At 65.2% G+C, this 17,658-nt stretch carries 14 protein-coding genes; 9 read left to right on the plus strand and 5 right to left on the minus strand.

All coding sequences use genetic code 11. The features are described from left to right. Window positions 1-44 precede the first annotated feature (44 nt). Window positions 45-1,784 carry an ATP-binding protein gene (locus AX729_RS21220; RefSeq protein WP_197433643.1) on the minus strand — a complete coding sequence of 580 codons (1,740 nt, stop codon included), beginning with the start codon at window positions 1,782-1,784 and terminating at the stop codon, window positions 45-47. Between the two features lie 427 nt (window positions 1,785-2,211). Between AX729_RS21220 and AX729_RS21225 the strand changes: the two genes are divergently transcribed. Next, window positions 2,212-3,180 (plus strand): catechol 2,3-dioxygenase, encoded by a 969-nt coding sequence (locus AX729_RS21225; protein WP_061026320.1) that lies wholly within the window; start codon window positions 2,212-2,214, stop codon window positions 3,178-3,180. Here the strand turns inward: AX729_RS21225 and AX729_RS21230 are convergent. Next, complete coding sequence (locus AX729_RS21230; RefSeq protein ID WP_061026321.1) at window positions 3,177-6,710, minus strand: molybdopterin cofactor-binding domain-containing protein; 3,534 nt, start codon at window positions 6,708-6,710, stop codon at window positions 3,177-3,179. The genes AX729_RS21225 and AX729_RS21230 overlap by 4 nt on opposite strands. Further along, window positions 6,710-7,192 carry a (2Fe-2S)-binding protein gene (locus tag AX729_RS21235; protein WP_061026322.1) on the minus strand — a complete coding sequence of 161 codons (483 nt, stop codon included), beginning with the start codon at window positions 7,190-7,192 and terminating at the stop codon, window positions 6,710-6,712. Before AX729_RS21235 ends, AX729_RS21230 begins: the two co-directional genes overlap by 1 nt. Before the next feature lie 241 nt (window positions 7,193-7,433). On the opposite strand from AX729_RS21235, the gene AX729_RS21240 reads away from it, so the two are divergent. From AX729_RS21240 to AX729_RS21275, 8 genes are all read left to right on the plus strand, one after another. Then, window positions 7,434-8,891 (plus strand): hypothetical protein, encoded by a 1,458-nt coding sequence (locus AX729_RS21240; protein ID WP_061026323.1) that lies wholly within the window; start codon window positions 7,434-7,436, stop codon window positions 8,889-8,891. After that, the gene (locus tag AX729_RS21245; protein ID WP_061026324.1) at window positions 8,888-9,784 is read left to right on the plus strand and encodes a UPF0280 family protein; all 897 of its coding nucleotides are present in this window, start codon (window positions 8,888-8,890) and stop codon (window positions 9,782-9,784) included. Before AX729_RS21240 ends, AX729_RS21245 begins: the two co-directional genes overlap by 4 nt. A 26-nt stretch (window positions 9,785-9,810) precedes the next feature. Then, window positions 9,811-10,395: an amino acid synthesis family protein gene (locus tag AX729_RS21250; protein WP_061026325.1), complete on the plus strand. Its 585-nt coding sequence runs from the start codon at window positions 9,811-9,813 to the stop codon at window positions 10,393-10,395. A 29-nt stretch (window positions 10,396-10,424) separates the two neighbouring features. After that, complete coding sequence (locus AX729_RS21255; protein WP_061026326.1) at window positions 10,425-11,627, plus strand: ABC transporter substrate-binding protein; 1,203 nt, start codon at window positions 10,425-10,427, stop codon at window positions 11,625-11,627. Window positions 11,628-11,776: 149 nt separating this feature from the next. After that, entirely contained in the window at window positions 11,777-13,648 is a 1,872-nt protein-coding gene (locus tag AX729_RS21260) for an ABC transporter permease (RefSeq protein ID WP_061026327.1), read from the plus strand. Next, window positions 13,645-14,436: an ABC transporter ATP-binding protein gene (locus AX729_RS21265; RefSeq protein WP_061026328.1), complete on the plus strand. Its 792-nt coding sequence runs from the start codon at window positions 13,645-13,647 to the stop codon at window positions 14,434-14,436. Before AX729_RS21260 ends, AX729_RS21265 begins: the two co-directional genes overlap by 4 nt. Next, on the plus strand, window positions 14,433-15,137 hold the full coding sequence (locus AX729_RS21270; RefSeq protein ID WP_057028850.1) for an ABC transporter ATP-binding protein: 705 nt from the start codon (window positions 14,433-14,435) through the stop codon (window positions 15,135-15,137). Before AX729_RS21265 ends, AX729_RS21270 begins: the two co-directional genes overlap by 4 nt. Before the next feature lie 13 nt (window positions 15,138-15,150). Continuing rightward, a complete protein-coding gene (locus AX729_RS21275; RefSeq protein ID WP_061026329.1) occupies window positions 15,151-15,606 on the plus strand; it encodes a MarR family winged helix-turn-helix transcriptional regulator in 456 nt (151 codons plus the stop codon). A 16-nt stretch (window positions 15,607-15,622) separates the two neighbouring features. Here AX729_RS21275 and AX729_RS21280 read toward each other — a convergent pair whose 3' ends face one another. Together AX729_RS21280 and AX729_RS21285 are read right to left on the minus strand one after the other, a co-directional pair. Continuing rightward, a complete protein-coding gene (locus AX729_RS21280) occupies window positions 15,623-16,312 on the minus strand; it encodes a hypothetical protein (protein ID WP_061026330.1) in 690 nt (229 codons plus the stop codon). A gap of 121 nt (window positions 16,313-16,433) precedes the next feature. Further along, entirely contained in the window at window positions 16,434-17,630 is a 1,197-nt protein-coding gene (locus AX729_RS21285; RefSeq protein ID WP_061026331.1) for an amidohydrolase family protein, read from the minus strand. Window positions 17,631-17,658 lie beyond the last annotated feature (28 nt).

The raw sequence follows: 17,658 nt of genomic DNA on the forward strand, positions 1-17,658 counted from the left end.
GCAGCAACGCTCCGCGTTGCGGCACGTCCGGGACACGAGAATCTTTACCGAAGCGGCTTCTTCAAGAGCGAGAAGCGGTCCGGATCGAGGCCCATCGATGGTTGCAGCATCGGGGCTTCGACGCTGGACATCATCTTCGCCGGCGGCGCCGAGAATACGGGGTCGTTGGGCACGTCGCGCTGCGAGGTGGCGCCGCGCCAGCGCTCGAGCACGGCGCTGACGAAATGCATGTCGTGGCCGGATGTGACGGACGGTACGCTGCTGATGGTGGCTTCGCCACGCGGCAATTGGTGCGGCGGCACTTCCTTGAAGCGCAGGCGCGTCGGCAGCGCGACGCCTTCGCCGAAGGCCAGCACTTCACGCGTGCCGAGCGAGGGCACGAACGACAACAGGTTCGCGGCGGCGTCCGATACCGCGGCGCGCAGCAGCGCCTGGTCGCGGTCGTTGGCGAGGCGCATCGTGAACAGCGTGTTGCACTGGGAGATGATGGTGGCGTCGAGCTCGGCCGGTCGCTGCGTGATGAGGCCGAGATAGACGCCGTATTTGCGCCCTTCCTTGGCGATGCGCGACACCGCCTTGCGGGTCGGCCCGAAGCCGATGTTGCGGTCGGCCGAGGCATAGCGATGGGCCTCCTCGCAGACGAACAGCAGCGGCGAGACGCCGTCGCTCCACAGGCCGAAATCGAAGGCCATGCGGCACAGCACCGAGACGACGGAATCGATGACTTCGGCCGGAAAGCCGGCGAGTTGCATCACCGTCATCGGCTTGCCGTTGGCCGGCAGGCGGAACAGATGGCTGATCACCTCGGCCATGGTGTCGCCGCCGACATTGGCGTTGTCGAACATGAAGGCGTAGCGCGGGTCGTTGCGCACAGCCTCGATGCGCGAGATCAGCTTGTGATAGATGATGCGCGATGAGCGGTTCTCGAGCTTGCCCATGCGCTCGTCGATCAGCGACAACAGGTCGACCAGGCGATAGGGCACCGGCGTGTCGACCGTGTAGCCGATCTGCTTGGGATCGATGCGCTTGAGGCCGATGCGATCGGCGTTCTGGTACTGGGTGTAGACGCCCTTGGCGAGCGGGATCACCTCGGCGAGGATGTCGAGCTCCTCGGGCACGCCGGCGCGGCCGCCGAACAGCACGTCGACGATTTCCTCGAAGTTGAACAGCCAGAACGGCAGCTTAAGGTTTCGCGGGTTGAGCACGAGCGCGCGGTCGCCGAAACAGCGGCCATATTCGTTGTGCACGTCGAGCAGGAAGATGCGCAGGTTCGGCCGTGCCTTCAGGATCTCATTGAGCAGGAGCGAGACGCCGGTGGATTTGCCGACGCCGGTCGATCCCAGCACGGCAAAATGCTTGGAGAGCATTTCCTCGACGTCGACATAGGCGACGACGGAGCGGTCCTGCTGGAGGAAACCCACGTTGATCTGGTCCGAGCCGGTCGGCGCGTAGATCGTGCGCAGCTCCTGGCTGGTGATCAGGTCGACGGCATCACCGATGGTCGGATAGTTGGTGACGCCACGCTGGAATTTGGCCTTGTCAGCGGCATTGAGGATCTCGCCGAGCAGGTCGACCGAGGCGATGGCGATGTAATTGTCGGAGCTCGACAAATTCTCGCAGGAGACCTCGGTGATCATCGCAACGATGACCGAGCTGGCGCAACGAATGCTGACGAAGCGGCCGACGGTCGCCCGAACCTCCGAGATCGGCATTTGGCTTGCGGCCAAAAGCCCGACCCGGGCGAGCGATCCGCGAACCGAAATCACGCGTCCAAAGGATGTCACGATCGATGAACCTGGCAAGAGCAAGCGATTTGCTCGGACTATGCGCGGCCGTCGCTGCACAAACGGTTAAACGCCGGGCTCGGGCGCTTCGTTAAATCTGCGGTAATTTGGTCGGGAGCTTTGTGGCCAATGCATACTTTCGGGCGCGATCGGCGGGAAAATGCTGCATTTTTGGGCCGCCCGCTCAAGAAGGCCTTAAGGAAGATTTTACCATCCGGACAGGCTGGCGTTCGCTCCGGGAGCACCCATCGCCGCCATCGGAAGCCATTCGTAGCGGGCCAGTGATTTGTTGACGGGACCTAATGATTTGTACATTAGTACAAATGAAGCCGGCCGCCCTCGATGCCGTGCGGAGCCCGCGCCGTTGTGCCTGGCGTCCAGGCGCGCCGTCCGGTGAGGCGGCATGCAGCCACTCCCTGGAGGAATCATGCAGCCCGAACCGATCCTCGATCTCGCTCATCTCGGCCACATGGAGCTGTTGACGCCCAAGCCGGACGAGAGCCTCAAGTTCTTCGTCGACGTCATGGGCATGACCGTCAGTGGACAGAAGGGCGAGTCGGTCTACTTGCGCGGCTGGGACGACTATGAGCGCTATTCGCTCAAGCTCACGGCGTCGAAAACGTCGGGCATGGGTCACATGGCGCTGCGCGCGCGCAGCCAGCAGGCGCTGGAGCGCCGCGTTGCCGCGCTGAAAGGGTCCGGTTTCGACATCGGCTGGATCGACGGCGACATGGGGCAGGGGCCGACCTTCCGCTGCCGTGATCCCGATGGACACATCGTCGAGCTCTATTACGAGACCGAATGGTATCAGGCGCCGCCGGAGCTCAAGCCGGCGCTGAAGAACCAGGCGCAACGCTTTCCCGCCCGCGGCGTCAATGTGCGCCGCCTCGACCATCTCAACTGCCTCGCCGTCGATATCAAGGCCAACCGCGAGTTCTTCGAGACCTATCTCGGCTGCCGTCTCACCGAGCAGATTGTGCTCAATGACGGCCGGGAAGCGGCGATGTGGCTGACGATGTCGAACAAGAGCTACGACTTCGCCTATTCGCTCGACCATTCCGGCGTGCCCGGCCGCTTCCACCACGTGACCTATGCGCTCGACAGCCGCGAGGAGATTTTGCGAGCCGCCGACATCTTTCTGGAGAATGGGGTGCACATCGAGACCGGACCGCACAAGCACGCGATCCAGCAGACCTTCTTCCTCTATGTCTACGAGCCCGGCGGCAACCGCGTCGAGGTCGCCAATGCCGGCGCGCGGCTCATTCTTGCGCCCGACTGGAAGCCGATCGTATGGACCGAGGAGGAGCGCAAGAAGGGCCAGGCGTGGGGATTGAAGACGATCGAGTCGTTCCACACCCATGGCACGCCGCCGGTGGAGATCAAGACGCACACCTAATGTGTGGGCGCCCGCACTCGCGCGATCGTCTCGCGCACACCCGTCCAGGCTGGCTTGTCCGGCGCGAACTGCTTGCGCAGGAAGGTGACGAGCTCCTCGACCTGCGCGTCGTTCATGCTGCCCTTGAAGGCGGGCATGTAGCCGAGGTCGCTGGTGACCGGTTCGGCGATCCCATGCAGGATCACCTGCACCAGATTATCCGCAGTCGCGCTGTGCAGATTGCTGTTGAGCGCGAGCGAGGGGCGGCTGCCGAACAGCGGCAGGCCACCGACCTCGTGGCACACAGCGCAGGCGCCAAGATAGAGTCGGGCCCCCGAGGAAGAGGCGACGGTAACCTGCGTTGCGCTCTCGAGCTTTGCCGCGAGTACTTCCTGTGCCTGCCGGTCGGTCGCGGTGTCGTTGAACGAGTTGAGGTAGACCGCCATCGCGCGGATGTCCTGATCGGGCAGGGCCTTGAGGTCCCGGACGATCGGCGCCATCGGGCCGGCCGCGACGCCGTGATAGCGCGAATGGCCGGTGCGCAAATAGGCGAAGATCTCGTCCTCGTTCCATGGAATCGGCGCGCGCGAGAGTGACGTCAACGCCGGCGCCTCCCAGCCCTCAGCAAAGCCGCCGGCAAGATAGGCTTCGCGCTGCTCGGCGCCGAGCGCGTTGCGCGGCGAATGGCAGGCGCTGCAATGGCCGAGGCTCTCGACCAGATAGGCGCCGCGATTCCAGACCTCGGATTGGGCTGGATCGGGCTTGAACTCGCGCGCCTGGTGGAACAGCGCGTTCCAGCCCGCGAGCAGCGGGCGCAAATTGAACGGGAAGGCGAGCTTGTTGTCCGGCGTCGTCGCGCGCACCGCAGGCTGGGCCATCAGGTAGGCGTATAGCGCCTGCATGTCGGCATCGCTGGTTTTTGCAAAATGCGTGTAGGGGAAGGCTGGGTAGAGCTGCCGCCCGTCGCGATGCAGCCCGTCGCGCATGGCGCGCTCGAAGGCAGGGTAGGACCAGGCGCCGATGCCGGTCTCGACGTCTGGCGTGATGTTGGTCGCGTAGATCGTCCCGAACGGCGTCTGAAGCGCGCGGCCGCCGGCGTTGGGCGCGCCGCCGGTCGAGGTGTGGCACTCCGCGCAATTGCCGAGCGCCGCGAGCAGCTCTCCGCGCGCGATCGTCGCCGCGGAATAGACTGACGCGTCGGGGCGCGCGATGGGTGCAATCGCACGCCCGGGCAGCAGCGCCGCGCCGACGCCGATTGCAGCCGTGCAGAGAGCTGCAATGGCCGTGAAGACGCCGGCGCGTTTTGCGAACGGGTTTTGCCAGACGCGAGCCGGCTGCGACGCCGCGGGAGCGGGAAGGGCCTGCGGTGTCGCCGGTGCATCGCCGTGCAGGCCTTTGAGGATGCGCTCAGGCGTGAACGGCGGTTCGCGAAAGCGCACACCTGTTGCATCGAAGATCGCGTTGGCGATCGCCGCCGCGCTCGGCACCGAGGCGGATTCGCCGACGCCGAGCGGCGGCTGATCCTGACGCGGCAGCATCAGGACGTCGATCTTGGGCACGTCGGGGAAGGGGATGATCGGATAGGCGCCCCATTCGCGCGCCGCCACCGCGCCGCGTTCGAACGAGACCTCCTCCATCAGCGCTCGGCTGGTGGACTGGATGACGTTGCCGTGAATCTGGTGACGCACGCCGTCCGGATTGATCATCAGGCCGGAGTCCTGTCCCGCGACGACGCGCGTGACGCTGACATCGCCGGTCGTCTTGTTTACGGCGACGTCGGCCACCCAGGCCGACCAGGCCGCGCCATAACCGGGAAACTTGCTGTGGACATAGAGCGCATAGGCAAAGCCGCGCCCGTGCACGACTTCGCCGTCTTTCTCCTCGCGGACCGGCCGGGGCTTCCAGCCGGCACGCTCAGCCACTGCATTGACCAGGTCGATAGCGCGCTGGTCTTTCAGATAGCGAAGGCGATATTCGATCGGGTCGACGCCGGCCTCGGTCGCGGCTTCATCGATGTAGGATTCGTGCGCGAAGGTGTTCGGCAGCGCGGAGACACCGCGAAACCAGGAGGCACGCACAATCGGCGCCATGTCATGGGCAACGACGCGCATGTTGTCGTAATCGTAGGGCGGGATCGCGGTGCGGTCGCCCATCTGGAGCACCGCGGGATCCGGCGAGATGCGCCCGGTCAGCAGCAGCGCCAGCGTCGGCGCGGCGTTCGAGGGATAGCGCGTGGCGAGATCGTAACCGGCAACGCCGCCGTCGGCATCGAGCCCGCCGTTGACGTCGATGAGCTGCGCGGTGCCTTTGGGCTCCCAGGCGTGCTCCTGCTCGCGTGTCAATTGCACGCGCACGGGCCGGCCGACCGCGCGTGACAGCAGCAGCGCGTCGGCGGTGACGTCGTCGGCGCAGTTGCGGCCGTAGCAGCCGGCGGCTTCGAGCCGGATCACCTCGATCTCGCTCTCGGGGCGCTCGATCAGCAGCGCCAGATCGGTCCGCAGCACGTGCGGGTTTTGCGTGCCCGACCAGACGCGGACATTGCCGTCCCTGTAGTCGGCGACGGCACAGGACGGGCCGATCGAGGCGTGCATCTGATACGGCCAGAGATAAGTGCGCTGCATCGGCTTGGCCGCGCCTGATATCGCCGCATCGACATCGCCCTTGTCGATCAGCGTGCGCGGCGGCGTCGATGGATTGGCGCGCAGGGCCCTTTCGACGTCGGCAAGGTCGGTGAGAGTTGGCGTCGGCTTCCAGCTCACCTTGAGCTGCTCTGCCGCGCGGATCGCATTCTCCTCGCGCTCGGCGACGATGCCGACGAAATCACCGATGCGCACCACGGCGATGATGCCGGGAATGTCGCGCACCGAGGATTCATCGACGGCGAGCAGGCTGGTTCCGACGAACGGTCCGGCATCGACGCCGGCATAAGGCGGCCGTACGACGCGGCCGTGCAGCATGCCAGGTACGCGGATGTCGTGCACGAAGGTCAGCTCGCCCGTGGCCTTGGCCGGCAGATCCACGCGCGGCATCGACTGGCCGACGATCGCGTAGTCGCCGACAGGTTTGACCGCGACATCGTCGGCCAGCTCGAGCCGGATCTCTTCGCCACCAATCAACTCGCCATAGCTGACGGTGCGGTTGTCGTGCCCGCGCACGAGGCCGTCCTCGATCCTGAGTTCGGCAGCCGGCAGCTCCAGCTGCTCGGCCGCGCGCGCGATCAGGAAGTGCCTCGCCTGCGCCGCGGCCTTGCGCAGGGGCACGGCCGTGATCTGGATGGTTTCGCTGGCGATCGTCGCGCCCTGGTTCGGCACCACAGCCGTGTCGCCGAGCACGACCACGACGCGCGCAAAGGAAACGTCGAGCTCTTCTGCGACGATCTGGCCGAGCGCCGTGCGGATGCCGGTGCCGAGATCCACGTGGCCGTTATAGGCGGTGACCGAGCCGTCCGCGGTGATGCGCACGAAGGTCTCGGACGTGACCTCGTCCACCGTGCGGACGACGACGAGCGAGCCGGATGGCCGCTCAGCTTCGTTCGAAACAGGGGAGGCCATCAATCCGCGGCCTCGGTGAGCTGACCCGATGCGCGCATCACCGAGCGCAGGATCTCGACATGAGTGCCGCAGCGGCAGAGATTGTAGCGCAGCGCCGCGAGCGCCTCCTGCTCGGTCGGCCGTGGATTGATCGCGAGCAGTGCCTTGGTGGTCATGATCATGCCGTTGAGACAGTAGCCGCATTGTGCGGCCTGCTCGTCGATGAAAGCTTGTTGGACGACGTCAGGCGCGTCGCGTTTGCCCAGCCCTTCGAGCGTCACGATGTCGCGGCCGGCGCAGCCGCTCACCGGAATCACGCAGGAGCGCGCCGCCGTGCCGTCGATCAGGACAGTGCAGGTGCCGCATTCACCGAGACCGCAACCATATTTCGGGCCGTTGAGCGCGAGATCGTTGCGCAGCACATAGAGCAGCGGCGTGTCCCGCGCGGCCGTCACCTCGTGGATCCTGCCGTTCACGGTGAGGCGGATCGGTGTCTGCTTCATCCTTGCTCCCCAGCTCCGCGTGGAATTCAACGCCGCGACGATACCGTTTGTACACAAACGTGCAAGCGGCGCATGCCGCACTGCAGCGCGATTGCCTTCTTTGTGGACAAGGCGCGTAGGCAAATGAGGCTTTATGCGGCAGCGGCATCTTTTGCATTGCACCGCCGCTTGACAGCTGCGGGGGACCGCGCGCAACATCGTTCGTATACGAATGATAACCGCAGTGTCAGCTGGCCCCGACATGGTGATTGAAACGACGAGCGCCGTCATCGACAAGATCCGCTGCGATGCTTGTCCGGTGATGTGCTACATCAAGCCGGGCGCAGCGGGTGCTTGCGACCGCTACGCCAATCACGACGGCAAGCTCGTCCGTGTCGATCCGCATGTGATCCTGGAGCGCACGGTCTCGCATGGCGGCAAGCTCGTCCCGTTCAGCCGCACCGAAGACTGGGACGGCAAGATCGTCCACGAACCCTCGACCTTCGTGACCGCGATCGGCGCGGGCACGACCTATCCCGACTACAAGCCGGCACCGTTCATCGTCTCCGCTGAGGTCGACGGCGTCGACATGGTGACCGTGGTCACCGAGGGCATCTTCTCTTATTGCGGGATCAAGGTGAAGATCGACACCGATCGCTATCTTGGTCCGGAGACCGCGACCGTGCGCGCGCAGGGCGAGGCCGTCGGCCACGTCACGACCAGCGAGTATGGTTCGCAGATGCTGTCGCTCGGCGGCGTTCATCATCTCACCGGCGGCTCCAAGAAGGAGGGCCGTGTCACCTGCGACACGCTGATGGATCTCGCCAATTGCAAGGCGGTCGAGCTGACCATTGACGGTGGCGCCACGGTGGTGGTCCAGGCCGGGCAGCCGCCGATCGTCAACGGCATGAAAGAAGAGCGCATGCGCGTCGGCTGCGGTTCGGCGACGATCGGCATGTTCGCCAAGCAATGGCACGGCAAGGTCGACGAGGTCGTGGTCGTCGACGACCACATCACCGGCGTGCTCTCGGAGCATCAGGCGGGCAAGCTGCTCGACATCGCCGACACCGGCATCAAGATGAAAGGACGGCGCTCGACGCCCGGCCGCTATTTCCAGGTCGCCGATCCCGGCACGGGCTGGGGCGGCACCAACATTTCCGATCCCTTGTCGATCCTCGGTCCCTTCGATTCCAAGGAAGCAAGGCCCGGTCTGACCATGCTGATGGTCTCCACCACCGGCGAGCATTCGTCGTACTACGTGCTCGACGAGGCCTTGAAGCCGATCGAGACCGAGATGCCGGCGGAGTTGAGGTTCTCGGTCGAGCGTATCCAGGAAAACTGCGAGCCCGCGTTGTGCACCGTGCTGTTCATGGCCGGGGCCGGCGGTTCCTTGCGGGCAGGTGTCACCGACAATCCGGTTCGGCTGACGCGTTCAGTCAAGGATGCGCTGACCCGTGTCACCAGCGGCGGCGCGCCGGTCTATGTCTGGCCCGGCGGTGGCATCACCTACATGGTTGATGTGACGCAGATGCCGTCAGGCGCGTTCGGCTATGTGCCGACGCCGGCCCTTGTCGCGCCGATCGAATTCACCATGAAGCTGTCCGACTACGCTGCGCTCGGCGGCCACATGGATTATGTGAAGCCGCTCTCCGAGGTGCAGAACGGCGACGATGTTCGCCAGCTGCCGTGGCAGAATCCGATCCCGGGACCGCGGGCATGACAAGGTTCCCGCAAATCGCATTGCTGTCTGATGGCCGGCGGCTGCATTTGCAGGATGGTCCGATCGATCTGATCGTCGAGGCGAGGGGGCGCGAAGACGAGGTGCGGGGGGCCTACGAGGCTGCGGCGCGCCGGTTCACCGGGCTTCTCGACGAGCTCTGTGCGGAACTGCCGGCATTGCGGTCGGCCGCTGAGAAGCGGACTTCGCTGCAGGGCGTTGTGGCACGTCGGATGCACGCCGCGGTGGCGCCCTATGCCGCTGATTGCTTCATCACGCCGATGGCGGCTGTTGCCGGCAGCGTGGCCGAGGAGATTCTCGGCGCGATGCTCCGCGTTGCCACGCTTGATCGCGCTTACGTCAACAATGGTGGCGACATCGCGCTTCATCTCGGCCAAGGCGAGCATTTTTCGCTCGGCTTGATGGATCGGCCCGACCGCGACGGCGTGATGCGGACGATGCGGATCGATGCGCATGACCCGGCGCGGGGCATCGCGACCAGCGGACGCCACGGCCGCAGCTTTTCGCTCGGGATCGCCGATGCCGTGACGGTGCTGGCGGCAACCGCATCGCAGGCCGATGCGGCGGCGACGGTGATCGCCAATGCCGTCGACCTGCCCGGGCATCCCGCCATCATCCGGAAACCAGCGAACGAGCTTCAGCCGGACAACGATCTGGGCACGCGCCTCGTCACCCGCGACGTCGGCGAGCTGTCTCACAACGAGATAGCCCGCGCGCTCGAATCTGGCGCGGAACGTGCACGGAAATTGTTCGATCGCGGCCTGATCGAGGGTGCCGTGTTGCAGCTTTGTGGTGATATGCTTGTCATCGGACCGATAGAGATTGAACGGCAACGATCGCGCCCGCTCACGCTGGAGAACGCGGTTGATGCCTGAACAGGGAAGAGCTTGAGGACCCAATCATGAGCGCGATCATCCGCAAGATCGTCACCGTCGTCGAAGAGACGCAGATGGAGATGGGCCGGCAGGTGTCGCCGCCGACCCGGCGTGCGGCTGCGATTGCCGTGATCGAGAATCCCTTTGCCGGGAGATATGTCGAGGATCTCTCGCCGCTGATCGCGATCGGCGAGGAGCTCGGCGAGCTGCTGTCAAAGCGCGCAGTAGCTGCGCTCGGCATCGATGGCGCCAAGGCGCAGAGCTATGGCAAGGCGGCCGCGGTCGGCGAGAACGGCGAGCTGGAGCATGCCGCCGCCATCCTTCACCCGAAGATGGGCGCGCCGGTGCGAAAGGTGCTGACCAAGGGTGCAGCGCTGATCCCGTCCTCGAAGAAGCGCGGTGGTCCGGGCGCGACGCTCGACATTCCGCTCGGCCACAAGGATGCTGCCTTCGTGCGCAGTCACTTCGACGGCATGGAAGTGCAGATCAACGACGCGCCGCGTGCCAACGAGATCATGGTCGCGGTCGCCGTCACCGACAGCGGCCGTCCGCTGCCGCGCGTCGGCGGGCTGACGGTCGCGGAGATCAAGGGCGAAGACGGTCTGAGATAAGACGTAGAGATTTCAAACTGGAGGTTGGGATGCGAGCAAGAAATACTATCGTCGGCGCGGCCTTCGCGCTTCTGGCGAGCGGCATGGCTCATTCGGCCCTGGCGCAGGACATCAAGATCGGCGAGATCAACAGCTACTCGCTGCTGCCGGCGTTCACCGAGCCCTATCGAAAGGGCTGGCAGCTCGCGGTCGAGGAGATCAACGCGGCGGGTGGCATCAACGGCAAGAAGCTCGTGGTCGTCTCCAAGGACGACGGCGGCAAGCCGGCGGATGCGCAGACCGCGGCCAACGAGCTCGTCTCGAGCGAGGGTGTCGCGATGCTGACCGGCACGTTCCTGTCGAACATCGGCCTTGCGGTCAGCGACTTCGCCAACCAGAAGAAGGTGTTCTTCCTCGCGGCAGAGCCGCTGACGGACGCCATCACCTGGTCCAAGGGCAACAAGTACACCTTCCGCCTGCGTCCCTCCAACTATATGCAGGCGGCGATGCTGGTCGAGGCTGCGGCGAAGCTGCCGGCCAAGCGCTGGGCCACGATCGCGCCGAACTATGAATACGGCCAATCGGCGGTTGCGGTGTTCAAGAAGCTGATGTCGGAGAAGCGTCCGGACATCCAGTGGGTCGACGAACAGTGGCCGCCGCAGGGCAAGATCGACGCAGGTCCGGTGGTGCAGGCAGTTGCCGCCGCCAATCCCGAAGCGATCCTCAACGTCACCTTCGGCGCCGATCTCGTCAAGCTCGTGCGCGAGGGCAACACCCGCGGCCTCTTCAAGGGGCGCGAGGTCGTCTCGTTCCTGACGGGCGAGCCCGAATATCTCGATCCGCTCAAGGACGAAACGCCCGAGGGCTGGATCGTCACCGGCTATCCCTGGTACTCGATCAAGACGCCCGAGCACGACGCATTCCTGAAGGCCTACCAGGCCAAGTACAACGACTATCCGCGTCTCGGCTCGATCGTCGGCTACCAGACCATCAAGGCCGCCGCCGCAATCCTGGCGAAGGCCGGCTCGACCGATCCGGAGAAGCTGATCGCCGCGGCGGAAGGGCTGTCCATGCCCTCGCCGTTCGGCGAGATCACCTTCCGCAAGATCGACCACCAGTCGACGCTCGGCGCCTATGTCGGCAAGACCGCGCTGAAGGACGGCAAGGGCGTCATGGTGGACTCGTCATACAAGAAGGGTGCGGACTATCTGCCGAGCGATGCCGAAGTCGCGAAGCTGCGCCCGAAGGATTGATCGCCGCTGCCGTAGGGTGGGTTAGCCCTGCGGACTGCGCGTAGCGCAGACCGCTTGGCGTAACCCACCACCTTCGGTGCAATTCGAGAACAAGCGGTGGGTTACGCCGCGCTAACCCACCCTACGACTTCAACCAACCCGGACCGCCGATGGCCTTTTATGTCGTACAGTTTCTGACCGGTCTCGCCAGCGCAGCGTCGCTGTTCCTGGTGGCCTCGGGCCTGTCGATCATCTTCGGCGTGACCCGGATCGTGAATTTCGCCCACGGCGCCTTCTACATGATCGGCGCCTACATCGCTTTCACGCTGACGGAACGCCTCTCCGGCGCGTTCGGCTTCTGGGGCGCAATCGTTCTGGCCGCGCTGGCCGTGGCGGTGATCGGCGTCATCGTCGAGATGGTGCTGCTCCGGCGCATCTATCATGCGCCGGAATTGTTCCAGCTGCTCGCGACCTTCGGGCTGACCTTGATGGTCGAGGACCTCGTGGTCCTGATCTGGGGACCCGACGATCTCGTCGGCCGCCGCGCGCCGGGCTTCAGGGGGGCGGTCGATTTCTTCGGCCAGAACATCCCCAGCTACGACCTGTTCCTGATCGTGCTGGGACCCGTCGTGCTCGGCATTCTCTGGCTGCTGTTCCAGCGCACGCGCTGGGGCGTGCTGGTGCGTGCCGCGACGCAGGACCGCGACATGGTCGCGGCGCTCGGCGTCAACCAGAAATGGCTGTTCACGTCGGTGTTCGCTGTCGGCGTCTTCCTCGCCGCGCTCGGCGGCGCGCTCCAGATTCCGCGCGATGCCGTGCATCACGCGATGGATCTGCGCATCATCGTCGAGGTGTTCGTCGTCGTCGTGATCGGCGGTCTCGGCAGCATCGTCGGCGCGTTCGTCGCGGCGGTGCTGGTCTCCGAGCTCAACGCCTTCGGCATCCTGATCTTCCCGAAGATCTCGATCATCCTGGTCTTCCTGGTGATGGCGGTGGTGCTCATCGTGCGGCCCTGGGGCCTGTTCGGCAAGCCGGAGGCGGCCGCGCGCAAGACGCCTGGCCTCACCGTCAATCCCTGGCGTCCGCTGACGTCGAACGAACGGCTGGCCGCGCTTGCGGCGCTCATCGTCGCAGCGACGCTGCCGCTGTTCGCGGGCAACTATTTGCTGACCGTTGGCTCGGAGATCGCGATCTTCGTGATCTTCGCCGTCAGCCTGCACTTCCTGATGTCGGTCGGCGGCCTCGCTTCGTTCGGTCACGCGGCCTATTTCGGGCTCGGCGCCTACGGTATCGCCTTCCTCGCCAAGATGGCGGGGCTGCCGATGATCCCGCTGCTCGGCTGCGTGGGCGCGGCCGTGTTCGGCTTCTTTGCCGTGCAGCTCTCCGGTGTCTATTTCGCGATGCTGACGCTCGCCTTCGCCCAGATCGTTTGGTCGATCGCATTCCAGTGGGTGGACGTGACCGGCGGCGACAACGGCATTCTTGGCCTCTGGCCGTCGAGCTGGGCGGCAAGCCCGTCGCATTTCTACTGGCTTGCGCTCGGCGTCGCGGCGCTGGTGACCGTCGTGCTGCGGGCGATGGTGTTCTCGCCGTTCGGCTACGCGCTGCGGGCAACGCGCGACTCGCTGTTGCGCAGCGAGGCGGTCGGCATCGATGCCAAGCGCATCCAGTGGACCGCCTTTGTCATCGCGGGCACGACCGCCGGCATCGGCGGAGCACTGTTCGCCTATCTCAAAGGGAGCGTGTTCCCCGACAATCTCGGCATCTCGCTCTCGGTCGATGCGCTGGTCATGGTGCTGCTCGGCGGCGTCGAAACGGTCTCGGGCGCGGTAATAGGTGCCATCGTCTACAAGGCTTTGAACATCTGGCTGGTGAGCCAGACCGATCTGTCGAAGCTCGTGCTCGGCGGCTTCATCATGCTGATCGTCGTCGTTTTCCCCAAGGGCATCGTCGGCACGCTGGAGGTGCTGGCGCAGCGCCGGAAGAAAGCATCGCCGCCGGGATCCCCCTTGCTTGCAAAGCCGATCGAGTCTGCCGAATGAGCGCCATACCCCCACTTCTCGCGGTCGAAGGCCTGACCAAATCCTATGGCGGCATTCATGCCGTTCGCGGCGTCTCGTTCTCATTGCGTGCCGGTGAGATACTGGCGTTGATCGGGCCGAACGGCGCGGGCAAGAGCACCTGCTTCGACATGCTCAATGGCCAGAACAAGCCGGATTCCGGCCATGTCCGCCTGCTGGGCGAGGACATCACAGGCAGGAAGCCGCGGGAGGTCTGGCGGCTCGGCGTCGGGCGCACATTCCAGATCACCGCGACCTTCGCCACCATGACCGTGCGCGAAAACGTGCAGGTCGCGCTGATCTCGCACCGAAAGCAACTGTTCAATCCATTCGGCTCGGCGCCCAAGTTCGACCGCGGCGAGGCCGGGCGGCTGCTCGAACTGGTCGGCATGGGTGGCTACGCGGACCGTCCCTGCGGCGAGCTCGCCTATGGTGACCTCAAGCGGCTCGAGCTTGCGGTCGCGCTCGCCAACGAGCCGAAGCTGCTGTTGATGGACGAGCCGACCGCGGGCATGGCGCCGCGCGAGCGCGTCGACCTGATGCGGTTGACTGCGAGCATTGCGCGGGAAAAATCGATCGGCGTGCTCTTCACCGAGCACGACATGGACGTCGTGTTCGAGCATGCCGACCGCATCATCGTGCTCAACCGCGGGACGTTGATCGCCGAGGGCTCGCCGGCGGAGGTGCGCGGCAATCCGCAGGTGCAGGCGGTCTATCTCGGCGAGGGCCTCGTCTACGATGCGCGCCACCGCGAAGGAGCATCGGCATGAAGCTCACGGTGCAAGACCTCAATAGCCATTACGGCCCGGCCCATATCCTGTTCGACATCGGCTTCGAGGTCGGTGAGGGCGAAGTGGTGGCGCTGCTGGGCCGCAACGGTGCGGGCAAGTCGACGACGTTCCGCTCGATCGTCGGCCTCGTTGCGCAACGCTCCGGCCGCATCACATTCGAGGGCAAGGACGTCTCGACGAAGCCGACACACGAGATCGTGCGCGAGGGGCTCGGCTACGTACCGGAGGAACGGCGCATCTTCACCGACCTGACCGTCGAGGAGAACCTCGAAGTCGGCCGCCAGCCCAAGCGCCCGAACGCACCGCACTGGACGCGCGAAAAGCTGTTCGCTCTCTTTCCAAATCTGGGTGAGATGAAGAATCGTCCCGGCGGGCGCATGAGCGGCGGCGAGCAACAGATGCTCACCATCGCGCGCACGCTGATGGGCAATCCGTCGCTGGTGCTGCTGGACGAGCCTTCAGAGGGCCTGTCGCCGAAGATCGTCGAGCAGATGGTCGATGCCATCCTGACCATGAAGAAGGAGGGCGTCAGCATCGTCGTCTCCGAGCAGAATCTGCATTTCGCGCGGCTGATTTCCGATCGCGCCTATATCATCGAGCGTGGCCGCATCTGCTTCGGCGGCACCATGGCCGAGCTCGACGCGCGTCCGGATATCCGCGACGCGCATCTGTCGTTGTAAGGGCGGGGAACGGATGGCGAGAAGCGTTGCGGCCAAGAAGAACGTCAAACCGTCAAAACCGCCTTACGTGCTCGACGAGCAGGTCGGCTTCATCCTGCGCCAGGTCTGGCAGCGCCACAGCTCGATCTTTTCGCGCGATATCGGCACCAATTTGACACCGACGCAATGGGCGGCGCTGTCGAAGCTCGCCGAGACCGGACCGTGCTCGCAAAACCAGCTCGGTCGGCTCACCGCGATGGATGTTGCGACCATCAAGGGCGTGATCGACCGCCTGACGGCGCGCGGCCTGACCGAGACCAGCCAGGATCCCGCAGACGGACGCCGCTTGCTGGTGAGCCTGACGCGCGCCGGTCAGCAACTGGCCGAGAAGCTGGCGCCGAACGCGATCGCGATCACCCGCGAGACGCTGGCGCCGCTCGACGCGAAAGAGCGTGAGATGCTGATGGCGCTGCTGAACAAGCTGCGGTAGCGAAGACGATAGGGGATCAAGTTTTGCCCGGCCATTTGGCGCGGTAGCGGATTTCACTGCCATCGTTGAGGCGCCGCCACGTTCCGAATTCCGGCGTATGCGGCGCCCGGGCCGTTAAGTCGATCGGATAGATTCGGGTCGGCTGGCCCTGGATGTTCACGGCGAGTTGCCGGTGCGAGGTTCGAAAGGCGAGTTCGACTTCGCCTGCGATGACGGGCTGGTCGCCGTCGCGATAGAAGGCGGCCGGGGTCACTTCGCCGGGCATGGTGTTGAGGTCGGTTTGCAATTCGATGGTGATGCCCTGCGCTGATGTCGGCACCTTTACCCCCGCCGGAAAACGGACCTCGAACACGAGAAGAGGATTGGCCGCGTTCGGATTGAGCCACGGCGTCGCGGTCGCATAGGCGTAAGCGAGGTAAGTGGCGGCAGCTGCGACGCAGAAGAGGGCGACGATACCAAGGGACTTCAGGCTGGTGCGCGCGACGCTTCCGTTGTTTGCGTCACTGCCTGGAAGCGTCACCAGCCAGCTGGCGAGCACCGCGCCGGCGATCGCGCCGATGGGTGAGTAGATGAACAGTGCCAGCAGACCCGATGTGATCGGGTCTGCCCGGTTGCCAAAATCAAGCAGGGAGAACACAAGAAAGATCGCGACGTAGCCCGCCACCGCGCCGGCAACCCCGGCGGCAATTCGCCACGAACGCTTCATGATTTCCTCGACGCCCCAGCCATGCACGGCCCTCGTCAGGCTGCTTGGATGAGACGCAGCAGAGAGGAAACTGGTTCAAGGTCCTTGGGGGCCACGCGGAGCGCCGCGCGCGCCGGTTGCGTCACTTCGCGACCACCTCGGGCACCTTGCCGGCCGGCGGCGTGTTGCGGCTGCGCTGGGTGCGCACGATGCCGTCGATGATGGTCATGCCGATGCCGGGGAGATCGCCGAGCTGCACGCTCTCCAGGATGTTCTTGCCGGGCGAGTGCTGAGCCTTGTCCATGATGACGAAATCGGCGGAACGGCCGACCTCGATCAGGCCGCAATCGAGCTGCCGCATCCGCGCGGTGTTGCCGGTGGCAAGACAGAAGGCGAGCTCGGCCGGCAGGTCGCCGAGCGAGGACAGCATCGAAACCATGCGCAAAATGCCGAGCGGCTGCACGCCGGAGCCGGCCGGCGCGTCGGTGCCGAGGATGACGCGGTGCAGATCGCCCATCTCGCGCGCGGTGCGCAGAGTGAACAGGGCGGAGCGCTCATTGCCGTTGTGCACGAGCTCGAGCCCGCGCTTGCAGCCCTCGCAGATGCAGCGGATCTGGTCGTCGGGCAGGGCGGTGTGACCGCCGTTGATATGGCCCACCACATCGGTGTCGGCCTCCAGCACCACGTCCTTGTCGATCAGGCCGGAGCCGGGGATCGAGGGGCCACCGGTGTGGATCGTGCTCTGGATGCCGTATTTGCGTGCCCAACCGACCATTTTCCGCGCCGTCGGGCCGTCCTTGACGCCGCCGAGGCCGACTTCGCCGAGCAGCTTGACGCCGTTGGCGGCCATCTCCTTGAAATCTTCCTCGACCATCTCGCATTCGATCACCGGCGCGCCCGCGTGAACCTTCACGCCGCCGGGACGCAGGGTCCAGAACGCACGCTGGGCGAACACGGCCATGGCCTTCAGGCCGACGACGTCGCGGGGACGGCCCGGCATGTGCACCTCGCCGGCGGAGATCATCGTGGTGACGCCGCCATGGAGGTAGCTGTCGATCCAGTTGATCTGGTTCTGGCGCGGCGTCCAGTCACCCGCAACGGGGTGGACGTGGCTGTCGATGAGGCCCGGCGCGACCGTGGTGCCCTGGGCATCGACGACGGTGGTCGCGCCCTCGGTGTTGACGTCCTTGTAGCGGCCGATCGCGGTGATCTTGCCGTTCTCGGAGACGATGGTGTCGCCGTCCAGGATCGGCTTCTCCAAAGCGCCGGACAGGATCAGGCCGATATTTCGGATCACGAGCTTCGAGGGTCCGGTGGCCTGGGGTGCGTCATGCGCCATGGAAGGGGTCCTTGTCCTCAATTGCAAC

This window comes from Bradyrhizobium sp. CCH5-F6, from assembly GCF_001556045.1.
GTDB lineage: Bacteria > Pseudomonadota > Alphaproteobacteria > Rhizobiales > Xanthobacteraceae > Bradyrhizobium.